Raw genomic sequence first — 15954 nt, 5'->3', positions numbered from 1 at the left:
CGTGCCAACGGAGAGGGAACATGAGCTTGGACATCGTTAAAGAGCATGACAGCGTCAAAGAGGGCGTGGATCAGGAAACCGTTGATGCCGTGCGCGAAGTGGGCGGGGCCTATAAACATGGCTGGTCTACGGACATCGAGATGGAATATGCACCGCTGGGTCTGAACGAAGACATCGTGCGGCTGATTTCCAGCAAGAATGAAGAGCCGGAGTGGATGACCGAATGGCGGCTGGAAGCCTATCGTCGCTGGCTGACCAAGGAAGAACCTGATTGGGCGATGGTGGATTATCCTGAGATCGATTTTCAGGACCAGTATTACTACGCCCGGCCCAAGAGCATGGCCGAAAAGCCCAAGTCGTTGGATGACGTGGATCCCAAGTTGCTGGAAACCTACAAGAAACTGGGCATTCCGCTGAAGGAGCAGGCCATTCTGGCAGGCGTCGAAGGCGCTGAGGAAATGTCGAACGAGCCGCGCAAGGTGGCGGTGGATGCGGTGTTTGATTCCGTTTCCGTGGGGACGACGTTCCGTGATGAACTGGCCAAGGCGGGGGTGATCTTCTGCTCCATCTCCGAGGCGATCAAGGATTATCCGGAGTTGGTGAAGAAGTATCTCGGGTCGGTTGTGCCGGTGTCTGACAATTTCTATGCGACGCTGAATTCGGCAGTGTTTTCAGACGGGTCGTTTGTCTATGTCCCGCCGGGCGTGCGTTGCCCGATGGAATTGAGCACCTATTTCCGCATCAATGCGGAGAACACGGGCCAGTTCGAGCGGACGCTGATCATTGCCGACAAGGGGTCCTATGTCTCCTATCTTGAGGGCTGCACGGCGCCGCAGCGCGACGAGTCGCAGCTGCACGCGGCGGTGGTGGAGATCATCATCGAGGAAGATGCAGAGGTGAAATACTCCACCGTGCAGAACTGGTATCCCGGTGATGAGAACGGCAAGGGCGGGATCTATAACTTCGTGACCAAACGTGCCGATTGTCGGGGCGACCGGGCGAAGGTGATGTGGACGCAGGTTGAGACAGGCTCTGCGGTGACGTGGAAGTATCCGTCCTGCATTTTGCGGGGGGATGACAGCCAGGGGGAGTTCTACTCCATCGCCATCGCCAACAACATGCAGCAGGCCGATACCGGCACCAAGATGATCCATCTGGGCAAGCGAACCAAATCGCGGATTGTCTCCAAGGGAATTTCGGCGGGCAAGGCGCAGAACACCTATCGCGGCTTGGTGTCGATGCACCCCAAGGCCAAGGAATCGCGCAATTATACCCAGTGTGACAGCTTGCTGATCGGTGACAAATGCGGGGCGCATACGGTGCCTTACATTGAGGTCAAGAACAACTCTTCGCGGGTAGAGCATGAGGCGACGACGTCAAAAGTGGACGACGATCAGATGTTCTATTGCCGGGCGCGTGGCATGGATGAGGAAGAAGCCGTGGCGCTGGTGGTGAACGGGTTCTGCAAAGACGTGTTGCAGGCGCTGCCGATGGAATTTGCGATGGAAGCGCAGGCGCTTGTGGCGATCTCGCTTGAGGGTTCTGTGGGGTAATGCCGAAGCTTGCGCGGAGCACTGCGGTTGCAACTGCCGTCTTCTTTGTTGTCATCCTCGTTGTCAGGGGAGATGGCTTTGGCAGCGCTGCACTCTGGTCCGCGATCTTTTCCAGCATCGTGTTTGCAATGGTCTACGCGGCAATTCAGGTCGCGCTCATCATGTTCAAAGGGGACCGTGAATGATCCTGACAACAACACATACCATCGAAGGGCGTCCCATCGCAGGCTACAAGGGCATTGTTGTGGGCGAGGCCATCATGGGGGCCAACGTGGTGCGGGATTTTTTCGCCTCGGTCACCGACATCGTCGGCGGGCGCTCTGGTGCCTATGAGACCAAGCTGAAAGACGCCCGCGACGAAGCCATGCGCGAGCTGGAAGAGCGGGCGGCGGCCTTGGGTGCCCATGCGGTTGTGGGAGTGGATCTGGATTACGAAGTGGTGGGCGACAGCATGCTGATGGTGTCCGTTTCCGGCACGGCTGTAACCCTTTGAGCGGCGGATCAGGATCAGCAGATGCCTACAGATAACGACATGACGATGGTTGAAGATCAGGAAACGCCCGGTGCGGCTGTGGCCGGGTTTCAGAACCGTCTGCGGTTCCTGATTGAAATGCTGGAGGTGGATCGGCCCCTGCGCATTGCCGATGTGGGCGCGAACCCGATCAATGTGCCGGACTATACAGAATTGCAGAAAATGGGCGGCTGTGAGGTTTGGGGGTTTGAACCGGAACCGACTGCCTTTGCCGAACTGATGAAAGACCCGCTGCCGGGGTCGCATTTCGTGCAGCGCGCGGTGGGCAAGACAGGCAAGGGGCTGTTTTACGGCCATCCACGGTCTGGGCTTGGCTCCATCCTGCCGATTGACAAGGCAGGCGTGACCTATCTGGGGCGGCCCGGGTGGCATGGCAAGCAGCGCGATCCGATTGAGATTGACCTGATCTCCCTCGACAAGATCCCGGCCAAGGAACTGCCGAAACCGGATGTGCTCAAGATCGACATTCAGGGCGGGGAGCTGGATGTGTTCCAGACCGGCCGTAAGAAACTGTCGGATGCGGTGGCTGTTGTGACCGAAGTGCGGTTTTCACCGATCTATGAGGATGAGCCGCTCTGGGGTGATCTGGATGCGGAACTGCGCGGGCAGGGGTTTGCCCTGCACAAGCTGATGTTCGCGAAATCCGTGCCTGCGGCCAGCAGCGTGCAGCAACAGATGTTCAAGCCACGTCTGAAGAACCAGCTGATGGATGGCGACGCGGTCTATATCCGCGACCCGCTGAAGATGGACGATTGGAGCGATGCGCAGATCAAGCGACTTGCCGTGGCGGCGGCGGGTGTGTTCGACAGCCTTGATCTGACGTTCCATTGCCTAGACGCGCTGATCGCGCGCGAGGTCTTGCCGGAAACGGCAAGCCAGGACTTTTTGAAACAACTGCCGAGATGGATGCAGCGCTGACCCGCTGTAGATGAAAAAGAGGCCCTATGTGCCTGTAAAGGAGAGAGAAATGCTGAGCATCAAGAACCTGAACGTGAAGCTGGAAGAAGAGGACAAGCAGATCCTCAAAGGTGTGAACCTGGAAGTTGAAGCGGGCAAGGTGCATGCGATCATGGGTCCCAACGGATCGGGCAAATCGACCTTGTCCTATGTGCTGTCCGGCAAGGACGGCTATGAGGTGACCGAAGGCAGCGCTGAGCTGGAAGGCGAGGATCTGCTGGACATGGAACCTGAAGAGCGCGCCGCGGCGGGCCTTTTCCTGGCGTTCCAGTACCCGGTGGAGATCCCCGGCGTGGGCAACATGACCTTCCTGCGTACGGCAGTGAACGCACAGCGCAAGGCGCGGGACGAGGAAGAGATGTCAGCGGCCGAATTCCTCAAGGCTGTGCGGGAGCGGGCGAAGTCGTTGAAGATCGACGCAGATATGCTCAAGCGCCCGGTGAACGTGGGCTTCTCCGGTGGGGAGAAGAAACGCAACGAGATCCTGCAAATGGCCATGCTGGAGCCAAAGATGTGCATTCTGGATGAAACCGATTCCGGGCTGGACGTGGACGCGATGAAACTGGTGTCCGAAGGCGTGAATGCGCTGCGCTCCGAAGGGCGGGGGTTTCTGGTGATCACCCACTATCAGCGTCTGCTGGACCACATCAAACCTGACGTTGTGCACATCATGGCCGACGGGCGGATCGTCAAATCCGGCGGACCGGAGCTGGCGCTGGAAGTGGAGAAGAACGGCTACGGCAACATTCTGGCGGAGATGGCGTAATGGGCGAAGCAGCACCAAAGCCAAACCCGACAGAGGCGATGATTGCCGCGCATGCCATGCCTGACACAGGCTGGAGCGTGGCCGCACGCAAGGACGCGCTGGCCCGGCTGCGCGCGATGGGCGTGCCGGACCGCCGTGATGAATATTGGAAGTTCACCCGGCCTGATACGCTGACCCAGATGCCTGCGCCGACAGCAGCGGTATTCGATCCCGATGAAGCACCCATTTTCGGTGACGTGGACCGTCTGCGGGTTGTCTTTGTCGACGGTGTGTTTGATGCAGAGGCCTCTGACGATCTGAGCCTTGAGGGGATCACGATTGAGCGTTTGGCGGATGCCACCAGCGATCTGCATTGGGCGCGGGATCTGTATGGCGCGCTTGAACTGCGGGGGCAGGATCCGGTGGAACGGCCACTGGCCGCGTTGAACACCGCCTTTGCAACCGATGGCGTCCTGATCCATGTGACGGGCCAGCCCAGCAAACCCGTAAGCCTGATTTACCTCCATAAATCAGAGCGTTCTGACGCGGTGCTACACCATTGCATCAAGTTGGACGCAGGGGCATCGCTGACGGTGCTGGAGAATGGCCCGGCGGCGGCGCGGTTCAACAAGCTGATGGAAGTGGAGGTTGCGGACAATGCGCAGTTCCACCACATCCGCGCGCAGGGCCGCGACCATGAACGGTGTGCGGCGACGCATATCTTTGCGCGTCTGGGCGCGGAATCGGTGTTCAAGAGCTTCACCCTGACCGCCAACGGTGTGCTGACGCGCAATGAGTGTATCCTTGAGCTGACCGGCGATGACGCGCAGGCCCATGTGGCCGGTGCCTGTGTGGGCGACGGCGCATTTCATCACGATGACACGGTCTTCGTCACCCATGACGCGGTGAATTGCGAAAGCCGTCAGGTGTTCAAGAAGGTGCTTTGCAACGGGGCGACGGGTGTCTTTCAGGGCAAGATCCTTGTGAAAGAAGGCGCGCAGAAGACCGATGGCTATCAGATCAGCCAATCCTTGTTGCTGGACGGCGACAGCCAGTTCCTCGCCAAGCCGGAGCTTGAGATCTACGCGGATGATGTGGCCTGTTCGCATGGTTCGACGTCTGGTGCGATTGACGAAGATGCGTTGTTCTATCTGCGCGCACGCGGCGTGCCGGAAGCCGAAGCGACGGACATGCTGACACTGTCATTCCTTGCTGAAGCGGTGGAAGAGATTGAAGCCGAAGAACTGCGTGATGAGATCAACGGCCGCATGGCCGAATGGCTCGCGCGACGGCGCGGCTGATGGCGCTGACCAGCGACATTGTTGCGACCTACAAAGGACCGTCCAAGGTAATTGGGCGGTTCTTGGCTCAGGGGCGGAACGAAGTGCGGGCGCTGCTGTTCGTGCTGATTGCGGGGGTGTTGATGTTCATCGCCGCCGCCCCCTATCAGGCGCGGGAAGCGCAGCTGAACCCGGCTGGCCCGTTGGAAGCGCGGCTCTACTGGAGCGCGTTTTTGTTTATATTTATCATACCACTGCTGCTCTATGGCCTGGCCGCATTAATCTGGGTCGTCACCAAAGTGGCCCGGATGCCGGTCAGCGGATTTGAAGTACGGTTTACGCTGTTCTGGGCGCTGCTTGCCTCCGCGCCGGTGATGTTGCTTTTTGGGCTTGTGGCCGGCCTGATCGGGCAGGGGGTGCAGTTGCAGCTTGTCAGCTTCATCTGGCTGGCCGTCTTCGGATGGTTCTGGATTTCCGGCCTGCTGGTCGCCGCCCGAACAGAGGCTGCGTAATGGACATCGCTTTGATGCCGCTGATCCAGACCACGCTGCGCCAGCCGCGTGAGGCGGCGGAATACATCATGTCGTTGGGGCTCAAGCGGGACGTGCTGTGGACCGGGTTGCTGTTGGGCGCGGCCCTTTATGCGCTGGTGATGCAGTTGATGCTGTATCTGTCGGAACCGACGATCGGCATTCCGTCCTTTGCCAGCCGACCACTAGTTCTGTTTGTGATCGTTGCAGGCGGCCTGGTCGTCTTTGTGCACGCCTTGCATTGGGTCGCCCGTGCCCTGGGCGGCACAGGTGATCTGTGGGACATGCTGAGCGTGATGGTCTGGTTGCAGATCCTGCGCGCCGTGGCGCAGTTGGCGCTGTTGATCATCACCCTTGCCTTGCCTCTTCTTGGTGTGCTTTTGACCATCGTTGTGGGCATCTGGGGGCTGTGGATTATGTTTAACTTCATCGCCGCTGCGGGCCGCCTGCCCACCGCCGGGCATGGCATCGCGGTTGTGGTGATCGCGGCTGTCGGGCTGGTGCTGGGGCTGAGTATCTTTTTGTCTTTGATCGGGCTGAGCGCCCAGGGAGTAATGAGCTGATGTTCGATATCAATCAGGTCCGTGCCGACTTTCCCATTCTGGCCCGTGAGGTGAACAACAAGCCGCTGGTCTATCTGGACAGCGGGGCCTCGGCGCAGAAACCGCAGGTGGTGATTGATGCGATCAGCCAGGCCTATTCGATGGAATATGCCAATGTTCACAGGGGCCTGCATTTCCTGTCCAATCTGGCGACAGAGAAGTACGAAGGTGTGCGTGGCATCATCGCGCGGTTCCTGAACGCGCCGTCGGAAGACAACATCGTCATCAACTCCGGCACCACCGAGGGCATCAACATGGTCGCTTACGGCTGGGCCATGCCCCGGATGGATGCGGGGGATGAGATCATCCTGAGTGTGATGGAGCATCACGCCAACATCGTGCCCTGGCATTTCCTGCGCGAACGGCAGGGGGTTGTGTTGAAGTGGGTTGATACGGACGCCATGGGCGCGCTTGACCCGCAGGCAGTGATTGACGCGATCACACCCAAGACCAAGCTGATCGCAATCACCCATCTTTCCAATGTGTTGGGGACCAAAGTTGACATCAAGGCCATCACGCAAGCCGCCCATGCCAAGGGGGTTGCAGTGCTGGTCGATGGATCGCAGGCGGCAGTGCACATGCCTGTGGATGTGAGCGATCTTGAGTGTGATTTCTACGCCATCACGGGCCACAAGCTGTATGGTCCTTCCGGGTCCGGCGCGATCTATTGCAAGTCCGAGCGGATGGCCGAGATGCGGCCCTTCATGGGCGGTGGCGATATGATCCGCGATGTCGCCAAGGACCACATCACCTACAACGATCCGCCCATGAAGTTTGAGGCAGGCACACCCGGCATTGTGCAGACCATCGGTCTGGGCGTGGCGCTGGAATACATGATGGATCTGGGCATGGCGGAAATCGCGGCCCATGAGGATCAGTTGCGCGACTATACGGTCGCCAAGCTGGGCGGTCTGAACTGGTTGCAGGTCTATGGCCATACACCGGACAAGGGCGCGATCTTCAGCTTCTCACTGGATGGTGCGGCCCATGCCCATGACATCTCCACCATCCTCGACAAGAAAGGCGTGGCGGTGCGGGCAGGGCATCACTGCGCGGCGCCTTTGATGGATCATCTCGGTGTCACGGCGACCTGTCGGGCCTCGTTCGGGATGTACAACACCACTGAAGAGGTCGATGTGCTTGTAGAAGCGCTGGAATTGGCGCATGAGCTTTTTGCATGACCTAACCGCACAACGGGACTGCTCCTTATGACCACCAACAAACGTATCGTTCTGTCCAGCGACCATGCCGCCATTGACCTGCGGCAGGCGATTGCCAAACATGTCGCGGCAAAGGGCTGGGAGGTGGTCGACATTGGTCCGACCACGACGGAAAGCACGCATTACCCCAAACATGGCGAAGCAGCAGCGCGGATGGTGGCATCGGGCGATTGTGCGCTTGGCATCATCGTGTGTGGGACGGGGCAGGGCATCATGATGGCGGCCAACAAGGTCAAGGGCATCCGCTGCGGCGTCTGTCATGACACGTTCTCTGCCGGGATGATCCGGGCGCATAATGACGCGAACATGCTGGCGCTGGGGGCCCGTGTGATTGGCGAAGGTCTGGCGCTGGACGTTGTGGATGCGTTTCTGACGACCGACTTCGAAGGCGGGCGTCATGGGCTTCGGGTCGACATGATCAAGGCGCTCGACGCGTAGCATTCAGGGTTTGAGGGGAAAGAGGTGGCGGACCATAGAGGATTCGAACCTCTGGCCTCTGCCTTCGGAGGGCAGCGCTCTATCCAGCTGAGCTAATGGTCCACGTCCTGATCTATACAGAAGGCATCGTGGGGCTGCAATGGGGAAGGCGCGTTCGGCCAGCGATCTTGTAGAGGTATGATTTAAAACAAAAAAGCGCCCCGAAGGACGCTTTTGGCTCGTAATTTCCGCGACGCGGTTTACCGTCCCCAGTTCCGCACAACGCCGCAATCCATATGCACGAAGTTGGAGCCGGAGTATTTGCCGACACCGCCACCGCGGCAGGCAATCGCAGCCTTCGCCATCTGATGCACGGAGCGGGAAGACAGACGCAGATCAGCCGCCTGACCTTTCATGTGGAGGGAATTCTTGGCCACCCCGCGCGAGCGGGAGCGCAGCATCGCGTTGGTCTTGGGGCTGCGGTAGCCGGACAGCAGCATATAGGGCTCATTCGCATCCATCAGATTGTGCGCCGCCGCCATGATGTCGATGGTGCGCAGATCCATGGTTTTCACCCCATCGGTCCGCCAGTCGCGCATGAAGTAGTTCACTTCCTTCACCGCGTCCTTGATGTACTTGCCTTCGATCCAGTAGATCATGTCGATACGCTCACCGGTGCGGCCGGAGTACATACGGATGCGTCGGATATCACCGCCGCCGCGCAGGAAACCTGCTGCGTTAGAGAACGTGGGTGCTGCCGCTACTGTGGTCGCTGCGAATGCGCCAAGGAGGGCGCGCCGGGTCATGCCCGATGTGCTTAACACTGCCATAGTTTCTATCTGTCCCGTCGTCTGCCTGGCCCATGATGTTACACGGGCGCGTCATCGTTTCCCCAGATGCAACATTGGTATGGCATAGCGGCAATTATGAACCAACCCGTGAAAGAAAAAGGTTCAATGAATTTGCAAGTTTAGGCGAAAAGTTGCGCATCGTTTGTGCAGGGGGCGCTCAGACCCCAATAAAACAAGTGGTTTTTGCGCATCATGGGAACAATTGAATCTTAAACTGGAGTAAATGTGAATAGACAGGCATTGGGGAATCTCCGAACATTAGAAGAACAAAAAGTGACGGTGTTCAAATTCGGGGTTTTTCAGATGACAGGTGATTCCATCCTGCCACGCTTTGGCGTGGTGTTTTCGGCCATTGCATTCGTTTTTATATCTTTTTTCACGCCCACCCCTGCCAGCGCGCAGGTTACAGCCTTCAAACAAGCCGTGGCAGAAGCGGCCGCGCGTGATGAGGACATCGCGGCGTTTTATCGTTCCACGAATTACGCGCCCTTGTGGACTGGCCCTTCGGACCAGCACCGCGCCCGTCGTGCGCAGTTGATGGCTGCGATTTCAACCGCGGACGATCATGGATTGTCGATTGCCCGCTATGATCCACAGGGGCTGATGGGCACACTCTCTGCCGTGCAAAGCCCCCGTGACCGGGGATTTGCCGAAGTGGAGATGAGCCGCGTTTTCCTGCAATACGCCCGCGACATCCAGACCGGCATGCTGATCCCCAACCGCGTGGACAGCCGCATCGTCCGCGATGTGCCTTACCGCGACCGCACCGCCTATCTGACCGGATTGGCAGAGGCGAAACCGGCGGCCTTCTTTCGCGCGCTGCCGCCCCGCAGTCTTGAGTACAACGCCCTGCTGAAAGAGAAGATCGCGATGCAGCGCCTGCTGGATGCGGGGGGCTGGGGTCCAACGGTGCCCGCCAAGTCGCTTGAGCCGGGAGACAGTGGCACTGCGGTCATCGCCTTGCGCAACCGCTTGATGGCGATGGATTATCTGGGCCGCTCCAACACCCAGACCTATGACAAGGCCATCACCGATGCAGTGCATGAATTTCAGGTTGCCCATGGGCTGAACGCGGATGGTGTGGCCGGTGCCGCCACCATGGCGCAGATCAACACAACCGTCGCCAAACGCCTGCAATCGGTCTTTGTGGCACTTGAGCGGGAGCGGTGGTTCAACACCGAACGCGGCAAGCGGCATATCCTTGTGAACATCCCCGATTTCACCGCCAAGGTGGTCGACGATGGCAAGGTCACCTTCCAGACACGGTCCGTGGTGGGGGCACGCACGGAGGATCGGCCGACGCCGGAATTCTCCGATGTGATGGAGCATATGGTGATCAATCCAAGCTGGTATGTGCCCCGCTCCATCGTCACGAAGGAATACCTGCCTGCGCTGCGCCGCAACCCCAATGCGGTGCGTCATATCCAGATCACGGACCGTCGCGGGCGGGTTGTGAACCGGGGGGCGGCGAATTTCAGCAAGTATTCCGCGCGCAATTTCCCTTATGCCATGCGCCAGCCTCCGGGCCCGCGGAACGCGCTGGGTCTGGTGAAATTCATGTTCCCCAACAAGCACAACATCTACCTGCACGACACGCCACAGAAGAGCCTGTTTTCGCGTGATGTGCGGGCGTTCAGCCATGGGTGTGTGCGTCTGAACGATCCGTTTGATTTTGCCTACACGCTGCTGGCCGCACAGGAGGACGATCCCAAAGGGTACTTCCAGCGCGTGCTGAAATCCGGTCGGGAGACGAAAGTGCTGCTGGATCAACCTGTGCCCGTGCACATCATCTACCGCACAGCGGTGACCAACGCGCGGGGCCATACTGAGTATCGCGCAGACATATATGGCCGCGATGCGCGGATCTGGGATGCGCTGTCAAAGGCAGGGGTGGTCTTGGGCGGCGTTCAGGGATAAGCCTCGGGGCAATTCCGAAGCGGGGTGCCCCATGCCACATTCTATCGCGGAAATAGCGGATGCCATCGGCGCGCAGGCGGTCGGGGATACCACCCTGACCATCGCCCGCGCGGCGGAGCCTGCAACGGCGGGTCCGGATGATCTGGCCCTCGCGATGAGCCCGAAGTATGCCGAAAGCTTGCCGGAGGGTGCTGCGCGTGCCGCCATGCTGTGGCCGGATGCGGATTGGCAGGCTATGGGGCTCAAGGCCGCCATCCTGCCGAACCGACCCCGGTTTGCGATGTCCGGCATGACGCGGATGCTGGATGCAGGGCAGGGGTTTCAGCCGGGCATTCACCCCTCCGCCGTGGTTGATCCCGCAGCAAAGCTGGGCCGGGACATCAGCGTGGGGCCGCTCGCCGTGATCTCTGCCGGGGCGGTGATTGGCGACAACGCGGTGATCGGGCCGCATTGCTTCATTGGCGTGGATGTGACGCTGGGGGCGGATGCCTACTTGCGCGAACATGTCAGCATCGGCGCGCGTGTGACCATCGGCGACCGGGTGATCATCCAGTCCGGCGCACGCATTGGCGGGGACGGGTTTTCCTTTGTCACGGCTGAGCCTTCGACGGTCGAATCCGCCCGGAAAACCCTGGGCGATCAGGGCGAAGCCAAAGCGCAGCCGTGGATCCGCATCCATTCGCTGGGCAGTGTGACGTTGGGCGATGATGTTGAGATTGGCATGGGCTGCACCATTGATTGCGGCACCATCCGGGATACGAAAATCGGCAATAACACCAAGCTCGATAATCAGGTGCACATGGGCCACAACGTGACCATCGGCGAAAACTGCCTGATCTGCGGGCAAGTGGGCATCGCAGGATCGGCCGTGATTGGCAACAACGTGGTGATGGCAGGCCAGTGCGGGGTGAATGACAACATCTTCGTGGGCGACGGCGTGATTGCCGGGGGCGGCACCAAACTGATGTCAAACGTGCCCGCAGGGCGCACCATGCTGGGCTATCCCGCCACGCAGATGGACAAACAGGTGGACATGTACAAAGCGATCCGGCGCTTGCCGCGCTTGCTGCGTGATGTCGCGGACCTCAGAAAGGCGGTTTTCAAACCGGGTGACGATGACTAAATCAGCCCCGAAGGCCAATACCAAGGAAACGTCATGAGCATTCAGGATCAGGTCATCGCGATCATTGCCGAACAGGCTGTGCTGGAACCCGAGGATGTCACGCTGGACAGCACGCTGGAGGATCTCGGAATAGACAGCCTCGGGCTGGTCGAAAGCATCTTTGCCATTGAAGAAGCCTTCGACATTTCCGTGCCCTTCAACGCGAATGCGCCGCAGGAGTCCGATTTTGACATTTCCTCGGTCGCCAGCATCATCACGGGCATCGAACGGCTGAAAGCCGAGCAGGCCTGAGTGGTGCACCGTGTTGTCATCACAGGTGCCGGCACGATCAACGCGCTTGGTCATTCCGTGGCTGACACCCTGGCTGCGATGCGCGAAGGGGTTTGCGGGATTGGCCCGTTGGATTTCCGCGACACCGATCGTCTGTCGATCCAGATCGGCGGGCAGGTGCGCGGGTTTGAAGCCGAAGGGCGCTATAACCGCCAGCAGATTTCGCTTTATGACCGATTCACCCAATTCACGCTGGCCGCCGCCAGAGAAGCGATTGAACAGTCGGGGCTGACGTTCTCCGGTGATCTGGCCGCGCGGTCCGGTGTTGTGCTGGGCACGGCGGGCGGCGGGGTGTCGACCTGGGACGACAATTACCGCGCCGTCTATGAAGAGGGCAAAAACCGGGTGCATCCCTTTGTGGTGCCCAAGCTGATGAACAACGCCGCCGCCAGCCATGTGAGCATGGAATGGAACCTCAAAGGCCCGTCGTTCACCGTCTCCACTGCCTGTGCGTCCTCGAACCACGCGATGGCGCAGGCGTTTTCGATGGTCCGGTCCGGCATGGCGCCGGTGATGGTCACAGGCGGGTCGGAATCCATGCTGTGCTTTGGCGGTGTGAAGGCCTGGGAAGGCCTGCGGGTGATGAGCCGCGATGCGTGCCGTCCGTTTTCGGCCAACCGCAACGGGATGGTGCAGGGCGAAGGGGCAGGGGTGTTCGTCTTTGAGGACTATGATCACGCCCGTGCCCGCGGCGCGGATATCCTGTGTGAAGTCGCGGGTTTTGCCATGTCTTCGGATGCCAGCGACATCGTGATGCCGTCAAAGAATGGGGCGGCGCGGGCCATGGCCGGCGCGTTGCAGGACGCAGGCATCAATGGCGAAGAGGTGGGCTATATCAACGCTCATGGCACCGGGACCGCTGCCAATGACAAGACCGAATGCGCTGCGGTCGCGGATGTCTTTGGCCCGCATGCGGATCGGTTGATGATCTCTTCGACCAAATCGATGCACGGGCATCTTATTGGCGGCACCGGCGCGGTGGAGCTGTTGGCCTGCATCATGGCCCTGCGCGACGGTGTGATCGCGCCCACCATCGGCTATGAAGAACCCGATCCCGAATGCGCGCTGGACGTGGTCCCGAATGAGGCGCGTGAGGCGAAGGTGTCTGTGGCGCTCAGCAACGCTTTTGCTTTTGGTGGCATGAACGCCGTTCTGGCACTGCGCCGCGTCTGACCCATGAAAAAGGCCGCACCCGAAGGCGCGGCCATATGATCATGTGATCGCGTTGGTGATTACGGCTGAATGACAGACACTTTGTCATAGCTGGCAGTAAAGCCCGTCAGCGACAGTTTCAGCTGAACTTTCTGATCTGGTGCCAAGGCAGGAACAATTGTGATGACCGCTTCATTGCCGCGTTTGAACGCCGTCACATCCGCAGGCGTAAGCCCCATGCGGGCGTAGCAACCGACAGGATTGCAGAACGCAAACGGATACCGGCGGCCTTTGGCCCCATCAATAGAGATCGTCATCTGGTCGGTCAGCGACGTCTCAAGCGGTACGATGATCGTGCCGCCCGCTTCAGCCTTGCCGCCTTCGGGCAGCCGGAACAAGGACACTTCCGCAACCGGAGCCCCCTCACCATCGTCCAGAAGCTGATACATCTGGCAGGGATCTTCGGCTTCTGTCTTGATACAGCGCAGTTCCCACGAACCAATCACTTCAGCCGTATAGGGTTTGCCCAGATCGGGATCCTTGTCGGCGTCCTCACCAAGAGGCAATTGCGATTCAATGTCATTGGTTGCATCGGTATCCGCTTCTGCGTCCGTGCTTTGCGCCAGGACGGAAATGGGGGTCAGCACGGCAAATGCCGCCGCAAGGGAAAGGGATTTCAGGGTCATGCTCATGTTGTTTTCCACACCTACTCTCGTTTTTTGGGGGTCTAGCATGATGGTACAGGAATGTCAGTGGGTTGGCGGCGAAAATCGACCGGATCAGGCGGGATTAGGCTGGCTGCCACGCAGGAAAGAAAAAGGAGCTGCAAAGCAACTCCTTCCTCGATTTGGTTCTCCCCATCGGACTGGGCCGACTTATGACGCAACGTTACGAGAGCGACATTGAACGGTCAACCGGAAATATGTGACGAAAGTCCACTAAATAACAGGATTGTGACGCGCGTGGAGGGAAGAGCACCGTTCCACTCCCGCCAAAGGCGAAAAGTGCCGCGCCCGAAGGCGCGGCCAGTCTGACAGGGAGGAAGTGCCGCCCGCCTAAAGGACATGTTGGCAGGCGACACAATCACTATGGCGCGTAGAGGTTAATTAAGTATGCTCACCGCGAACATGCGGCAAGCAATGCCGCAACAGGGGGTTTTTACGTGACAAAAGACATCTTTATTGGCGGCGGCGGCGAAGCATATGCCACGCAGCAGTTTCTGAACATCGGTTACGCAAACCGTCATGGTTTGGTTGCCGGGGCCACCGGTACGGGAAAGACGGTCACCTTGCAGATCCTGGCCGAAGGGTTTTCTGCCCAAGGCGTGCCGGTGTTCCTGTCGGATGTGAAAGGGGACCTCAGCGGCCTGGCGAAATCGGGCAGTGCGGAACACAAGCTGCACGATGCCTTCACAAGCCGCGCGACCAAGATCGGCTTCACCGACTATACCTATGATGCCTTTCCGGTCACCTTCTGGGATCTTTACGGCAAGCAGGGACATCCGGTACGCACCACCGTATCCGAAATGGGCCCGCTGCTGCTGGCGCAACTTCTGGGGCTGACGGAGGCGCAGGAGGGTATCCTGAACATTGCGTTCCGCGTGGCGGATGAAGATGGCCTGCCGCTCCTGGACCTCAAGGACCTGCAAGCGCTGCTGGTCTGGATCGGTGAGAACGCCAAACAACTGGCGCTGCGCTACGGCAATGTCTCTTCCGCCTCTGTTGGTGCGATCCAGCGACGTTTGCTGGTGTTGGAAAACCAGGGCGCGGCTGAACTCTTCGGGGAGCCTGCGCTGGCGCTTGAAGATCTGATGCGGACGGATACGGACGGGCGCGGTTCGATCAACATCCTTGCCGCCGACCAACTGATGGGCGCGCCCAAGCTCTATGCAACTTTCCTTCTATGGCTGCTGTCGGAGCTTTTCGAAGAACTGCCCGAGGTGGGCGACCCGGACAAACCCAAGCTGGTCTTCTTCTTTGACGAAGCGCACCTGCTGTTTGATGACGCGCCCAAGGCGCTGGTCGACAAGGTGGAACAGGTTGCCCGCCTGATCCGCTCCAAGGGGGTTGGGGTCTATTTCATCACCCAAAATCCGGCTGACGTACCCGAAGACATCCTTGGTCAATTGGGCAACCGCGTCCAGCACGCCCTGCGCGCCTTCACGGCCAAGGACCGCAAGGAACTGCGCATGGCCGCCGAGACCTATCGCGAAAACCCCCGGTTCGAGACCGAAGAGGCGATCCGCGAAGTCGGCGTGGGGGAGGCGGTGACCTCTTTCCTGCAAAAGAAGGGGGTGCCGGGCATTGTGGAACGCACGCTGATCCGGCCGCCATCCTCCCAACTGGGTCCGATCAGCACGGGCGAACGTGCCGCCCTGATGGCACAATCGCCCATGGCCGGAAAATACGATCAACGGCTGGACCGCAACTCCGCCTTCGAGATGCTGCGCGCCCGTGCCGACAAGGCCGCCGCCGACGCCGCCAAGGCAGAGGAAGAAGCAGAGGAAGCCGCGACACCCTCCCTGCGGGAGTTCAACAATGCGCGTCGCTATGCAGGCAAGGGGGTGGCGCGGTCATCCTCCCGCGCACCCCGGCGCAAATCGCAGGACGGGTTCGGTCAGGCCGTGGCGCAGGTTGTGATCAAGGAACTCAAAGGCACCACCGGCCGCCGGATTGTGCGCGGCATTCTGGGTGGGTTGTTCAAGGGGCGCTGACAAGGCACGTCGGCCGCAGGTTCACTGCGCAC

General features: G+C 59.7%; 17 protein-coding genes and 1 tRNA gene. 15 read left to right on the top strand and 3 right to left on the bottom strand.

The features are described 5' to 3' along the window. Positions 1-20 precede the first annotated feature (20 nt). From sufB to rpiB, 10 genes are read left to right on the top strand one after another with little or no spacing between them, the layout of a single operon-like run. Positions 21-1553, top strand: a complete 1533-nt coding sequence (sufB, locus tag Q1A91_RS08665; RefSeq protein ID WP_299875739.1) for a Fe-S cluster assembly protein SufB — start codon at positions 21-23, stop codon at positions 1551-1553. Next, entirely contained in the window at positions 1553-1738 is a 186-nt protein-coding gene (locus Q1A91_RS08660; protein WP_299875737.1) for a hypothetical protein, read from the top strand. Before sufB ends, Q1A91_RS08660 begins: the two co-directional genes overlap by 1 nt. After that, positions 1735-2046: a heavy metal-binding domain-containing protein gene (locus Q1A91_RS08655; RefSeq protein WP_299875735.1), complete on the top strand. Its 312-nt coding sequence runs from the start codon at positions 1735-1737 to the stop codon at positions 2044-2046. The genes Q1A91_RS08660 and Q1A91_RS08655 overlap by 4 nt, the downstream gene beginning before the upstream one ends. Positions 2047-2067: 21 nt before the next feature. Then, the gene (locus Q1A91_RS08650; RefSeq protein ID WP_299875734.1) at positions 2068-3003 is read left to right on the top strand and encodes an FkbM family methyltransferase; all 936 of its coding nucleotides are present in this window, start codon (positions 2068-2070) and stop codon (positions 3001-3003) included. A 49-nt stretch (positions 3004-3052) separates the two neighbouring features. Beyond that, positions 3053-3808 (top strand): Fe-S cluster assembly ATPase SufC, encoded by a 756-nt coding sequence (gene sufC / locus Q1A91_RS08645; protein WP_299875732.1) that lies wholly within the window; start codon positions 3053-3055, stop codon positions 3806-3808. Then, complete coding sequence (sufD, locus tag Q1A91_RS08640) at positions 3808-5088, top strand: Fe-S cluster assembly protein SufD (RefSeq protein ID WP_299875730.1); 1281 nt, start codon at positions 3808-3810, stop codon at positions 5086-5088. Before sufC ends, sufD begins: the two co-directional genes overlap by 1 nt. After that, complete coding sequence (locus tag Q1A91_RS08635) at positions 5064-5579, top strand: YIP1 family protein (protein ID WP_299875728.1); 516 nt, start codon at positions 5064-5066, stop codon at positions 5577-5579. Before sufD ends, Q1A91_RS08635 begins: the two co-directional genes overlap by 25 nt. Then, positions 5579-6160, top strand: a complete 582-nt coding sequence (locus tag Q1A91_RS08630) for a YIP1 family protein (protein WP_299875726.1) — start codon at positions 5579-5581, stop codon at positions 6158-6160. The genes Q1A91_RS08635 and Q1A91_RS08630 overlap by 1 nt, the downstream gene beginning before the upstream one ends. Beyond that, positions 6160-7380 (top strand): cysteine desulfurase, encoded by a 1221-nt coding sequence (locus tag Q1A91_RS08625; protein ID WP_299875724.1) that lies wholly within the window; start codon positions 6160-6162, stop codon positions 7378-7380. The genes Q1A91_RS08630 and Q1A91_RS08625 overlap by 1 nt, the downstream gene beginning before the upstream one ends. Before the next feature lie 27 nt (positions 7381-7407). Then, positions 7408-7857 carry a ribose 5-phosphate isomerase B gene (rpiB, locus tag Q1A91_RS08620; protein WP_299875722.1) on the top strand — a complete coding sequence of 150 codons (450 nt, stop codon included), beginning with the start codon at positions 7408-7410 and terminating at the stop codon, positions 7855-7857. A gap of 25 nt (positions 7858-7882) precedes the next feature. Here the strand turns inward: rpiB and Q1A91_RS08615 are convergent. After that, a tRNA-Arg gene (locus Q1A91_RS08615) sits at positions 7883-7959 on the bottom strand. Between the two features lie 137 nt (positions 7960-8096). Further along, complete coding sequence (locus Q1A91_RS08610; RefSeq protein ID WP_299875720.1) at positions 8097-8666, bottom strand: DUF882 domain-containing protein; 570 nt, start codon at positions 8664-8666, stop codon at positions 8097-8099. 324 nt (positions 8667-8990) lie between these two features. Between Q1A91_RS08610 and Q1A91_RS08605 the strand changes: the two genes are divergently transcribed. The 4 genes from Q1A91_RS08605 to Q1A91_RS08590 are packed head-to-tail and all read left to right on the top strand — an operon-like array spanning position 8991 to position 13230. Beyond that, complete coding sequence (locus Q1A91_RS08605) at positions 8991-10604, top strand: L,D-transpeptidase family protein (protein WP_299875718.1); 1614 nt, start codon at positions 8991-8993, stop codon at positions 10602-10604. A gap of 31 nt (positions 10605-10635) precedes the next feature. Next, positions 10636-11727 carry a UDP-3-O-(3-hydroxymyristoyl)glucosamine N-acyltransferase gene (gene lpxD / locus Q1A91_RS08600; protein WP_299875716.1) on the top strand — a complete coding sequence of 364 codons (1092 nt, stop codon included), beginning with the start codon at positions 10636-10638 and terminating at the stop codon, positions 11725-11727. Between the two features lie 33 nt (positions 11728-11760). Then, positions 11761-12018 carry an acyl carrier protein gene (locus tag Q1A91_RS08595; RefSeq protein WP_299875714.1) on the top strand — a complete coding sequence of 86 codons (258 nt, stop codon included), beginning with the start codon at positions 11761-11763 and terminating at the stop codon, positions 12016-12018. Between the two features lie 3 nt (positions 12019-12021). After that, positions 12022-13230 carry a beta-ketoacyl synthase gene (locus Q1A91_RS08590; protein ID WP_299875711.1) on the top strand — a complete coding sequence of 403 codons (1209 nt, stop codon included), beginning with the start codon at positions 12022-12024 and terminating at the stop codon, positions 13228-13230. 59 nt (positions 13231-13289) lie between these two features. Here the strand turns inward: Q1A91_RS08590 and Q1A91_RS08585 are convergent, their stop codons facing one another. Next, on the bottom strand, positions 13290-13901 hold the full coding sequence (locus tag Q1A91_RS08585) for an invasion associated locus B family protein (protein WP_299875709.1): 612 nt from the start codon (positions 13899-13901) through the stop codon (positions 13290-13292). A 470-nt stretch (positions 13902-14371) separates the two neighbouring features. On the opposite strand from Q1A91_RS08585, the gene Q1A91_RS08580 reads away from it, so the two are divergent. Continuing rightward, positions 14372-15922 (top strand): helicase HerA-like domain-containing protein, encoded by a 1551-nt coding sequence (locus Q1A91_RS08580; protein WP_299875707.1) that lies wholly within the window; start codon positions 14372-14374, stop codon positions 15920-15922. The last annotated feature ends 32 nt before the right edge of the window (positions 15923-15954 follow it).

The sequence above is a fragment of the uncultured Sulfitobacter sp. genome (assembly GCF_947500075.1).
Classification (GTDB): Bacteria; Pseudomonadota; Alphaproteobacteria; order Rhodobacterales; family Rhodobacteraceae; genus Sulfitobacter.
The sequence above is the reverse complement of the archived record's forward strand: the minus strand, read 5'-3'. Positions and strand labels throughout refer to the sequence as shown.

Excerpts from the sequence above, each read along its gene's own strand:
- Q1A91_RS08655 (WP_299875735.1), top strand. The coding sequence starts at position 1,735 with ATGATCCTGACAACAACACATACCATCGAAGGGCGTCCCATCGCAGGC.
- rpiB (WP_299875722.1), top strand. The coding sequence starts at position 7,408 with ATGACCACCAACAAACGTATCGTTCTGTCCAGCGACCATGCCGCCATT.
- sufD (WP_299875730.1), top strand. The coding sequence starts at position 3,808 with ATGGGCGAAGCAGCACCAAAGCCAAACCCGACAGAGGCGATGATTGCC.
- Q1A91_RS08630 (WP_299875726.1), top strand. The coding sequence starts at position 5,579 with ATGGACATCGCTTTGATGCCGCTGATCCAGACCACGCTGCGCCAGCCG.
- Q1A91_RS08585 (WP_299875709.1), bottom strand. The coding sequence starts at position 13,901 with ATGAGCATGACCCTGAAATCCCTTTCCCTTGCGGCGGCATTTGCCGTG.
- Q1A91_RS08605 (WP_299875718.1), top strand. The coding sequence starts at position 8,991 with ATGACAGGTGATTCCATCCTGCCACGCTTTGGCGTGGTGTTTTCGGCC.
- lpxD (WP_299875716.1), top strand. The coding sequence starts at position 10,636 with ATGCCACATTCTATCGCGGAAATAGCGGATGCCATCGGCGCGCAGGCG.
- Q1A91_RS08650 (WP_299875734.1), top strand. The coding sequence starts at position 2,068 with ATGCCTACAGATAACGACATGACGATGGTTGAAGATCAGGAAACGCCC.
- sufC (WP_299875732.1), top strand. The coding sequence starts at position 3,053 with ATGCTGAGCATCAAGAACCTGAACGTGAAGCTGGAAGAAGAGGACAAG.
- sufB (WP_299875739.1), top strand. The coding sequence starts at position 21 with ATGAGCTTGGACATCGTTAAAGAGCATGACAGCGTCAAAGAGGGCGTG.
- Q1A91_RS08625 (WP_299875724.1), top strand. The coding sequence starts at position 6,160 with ATGTTCGATATCAATCAGGTCCGTGCCGACTTTCCCATTCTGGCCCGT.
- Q1A91_RS08660 (WP_299875737.1), top strand. The coding sequence starts at position 1,553 with ATGCCGAAGCTTGCGCGGAGCACTGCGGTTGCAACTGCCGTCTTCTTT.
- Q1A91_RS08595 (WP_299875714.1), top strand. The coding sequence starts at position 11,761 with ATGAGCATTCAGGATCAGGTCATCGCGATCATTGCCGAACAGGCTGTG.
- Q1A91_RS08610 (WP_299875720.1), bottom strand. The coding sequence starts at position 8,666 with ATGGCAGTGTTAAGCACATCGGGCATGACCCGGCGCGCCCTCCTTGGC.
- Q1A91_RS08635 (WP_299875728.1), top strand. The coding sequence starts at position 5,064 with ATGGCTCGCGCGACGGCGCGGCTGATGGCGCTGACCAGCGACATTGTT.